Annotated in this window: 2 protein-coding genes; one reads left to right on the top strand and one right to left on the bottom strand. The window is 67.4% G+C overall.

The features are described from left to right. A partial coding sequence (locus ACWELQ_RS44015; protein WP_452402903.1) for an SDR family oxidoreductase occupies positions 1 to 1221 on the bottom strand: 1221 nt, incomplete at its 3' end. Between the two features lie 414 nt (positions 1222 to 1635). Between ACWELQ_RS44015 and ACWELQ_RS44010 the strand changes: the two genes are divergently transcribed. Further along, complete coding sequence (locus ACWELQ_RS44010; protein ID WP_452402902.1) at positions 1636 to 2238, top strand: Uma2 family endonuclease; 603 nt, start codon at positions 1636 to 1638, stop codon at positions 2236 to 2238. Positions 2239 to 2324 lie beyond the last annotated feature (86 nt).

Here is a 2324-nt window from a genome sequence, read left to right as displayed (position 1 = left end):
CCGGGGCCCGGTGGGGCCCCGCGGCCCTCGGGCGCGCTGGGGCCCCCCCCCCGCCGCGACCGTGCTCATGGTGGCCAGGCCGATGCCCGAGGACGCGCCGGTGATCAGCACGATGCGGCCGTCGAGCCGGTCACCCTCGTTGCGGCGGGCGCGATCCGGATCGAGATTGGCCTGCCAGTACTTCCACAGGGTCTCGGCGTACTCCTCGAACCGCGGCACCTCGATGCCGGTGCCGCGCAGCTGCGCCTGGGTCGACTCGGAGACGAAGGTCGACTCGAACGAGGTGTGCGGGGCCACCTCGGCCGGAATTCCGAAGCGCTCCAACAGGAAATCCCGCACCGCGGGCACACCCGGCAGCCCGCCCAGGGCGTGCAGCGCGGTGTGCGAACCCGGCACGGTGCCGATGGCGGTCGGCGCACCGGCCGCGCGGGCGAGTGCGTTGTAGATCTCGGCGAACGGCTGCGGCTCCGGATTGGTCAGGTGGAAGGTCCGCCCGATCAGGCCCGGCTTGCCGATCAGCTCGACCATGGCGTCGACCACGTAGTTCACCGGAACCACATTGGTGGAGCCCAGGTCCGGGATCGGCATGGGCAGCTCCGACGGCAGCGCCGCCAGCCCGGCGATGGCCGGGAAGAAGTAGTACGGGCCGTCGATCTTGTCCATCTCGCCGGTGCGGGAATCGCCGACCACGATGGCCGGACGGTACACCCGCCAGCGCAGACCCGCGGCCTCGCGCACCATCTTCTCGGCCTCGAACTTGGTGCGGTGATAGGGCGAGTGCAGGCCCTGGCCCAGATCGAAGTCGTCCTCGAAGAACTTGCCCTTGTGGTCGCCCGCGACCGCGACCGACGACACGTGGTGCAGCACCGCGCCGAGCTCGAGCGCCAGGTCGATGACCGCGCGGGTGCCCGCCACATTGGCGGCGTAGGTGACGTCCGCGTCGGCGGTCATGTCGTAGACCGCGCCCAGGTGGATCACATGATCGGCGCGCGGCGCCTCGGCGTAGCCGCCGGTCAGTCCCAGTCCCGGTGCGGTGAGATCTCCGACGAGCGGGAACACGCGGTCCCCGGCTCCCCAGCCGTCGGCCATCTCGCGCAGCTTGGCCACCGATGCCTCGCGGGTCAGCGCGTGGATGACGGCCTCCGGGTCGCGCTGAAGCAGTGCCGCGACGACGCGGCGGCCCAAGAAACCGGTGCCGCCCGTGACGATGTACGAAACCATCGTCCCCTCCTTAATAACGAACCTGTTGGTACCCAACGGAGTTCGTCCGACATGCGTCGGTGGATGCGGACGGTTGTTGCTAGCCCCCTAGCAGAATGTCGGGCCGAGGTAGGAACACCATCGTGCCTAACTGATGAGTAACTTTACGGACCGCGAGTTGGCCGTTCAACCGGAATGGCTGTTTCGGCGCTGTGGGACTGGTCACCTCGGGGCTATCCGAGTTGGTATGTGTAACAAAGGGTTTGGTGTAACCATCGGGCGCAGTTGGCAATTCATCAGCTACTGGTCAAAAGTCCTGAGCGTGCGCTCACTTGTTTGATCTCTCGATGTTTGCCCGCCCGATCCGCATGTCCTTTCTGTCCGAATCGCCCGGCTGAGCGGTAAAGGTGCTGGTGAACGCCTCGCGCGCCCGAAGTGAGGTTAGGGTGTTCCAGTCTTGTCGGCACCGGACCGTGGAAGGAGTCGGTCATTCACCAGCTCGACCTGCCCCGCAGCGGCGTGCGCACCCGGGCCGAATTCGACACCCTGCCGGGCGTCCCGCGCGGCTGGGCCTGGGAATTGCGATCCGGCCGATTGGAGCTCAGCCTCATGCCCGTCACGTTCTGGTATTCCCGGATCGTGTTCCAGGTGCTCGACTTCTGGCGCGGGCACGGCTACGAGATCGCGGGCGACCAATACATCGCCGACAGCGGATTCGCGCGCGGCGATATCGGCCAGCACAACTTTGTCGCCGACGGCGTGGTCTTCCAGCCCGGCCACCGCCCCGACAAACACAGCACCACCCACGCCGCCGCCGCGCTGTTCGCGGTCGTGGAAGCGGTGTGGCAGCCCGCCCAGGTCCGCGAGGCCATCGACAAACTGCGCGTCTACTCCATGCTCGGCATCCCGCACTTCTGGATCGTGCGCGGCGATCACGACAGCGACGACCTCGACGGCTTCGTCAGCATGTACGAACTCGTCGGCGAGGACTACAAACTCACCGGCAGCCGCCTGGTCTCCGAACTCTCGCCGAACTGAGCGTTATCCCCCGGATCCGAAACGCATAGCGCCCCTGGGGATCCGGTCGCCGCGAGCAGCCGCGGCCCAGGTGGTTACTGCGGAAC

The organism is Nocardia sp. NPDC004722, from assembly GCF_053601505.1.
Note: the sequence above shows the minus strand (reverse complement) of the source record. Positions and strands in the feature narration are given on the sequence as shown.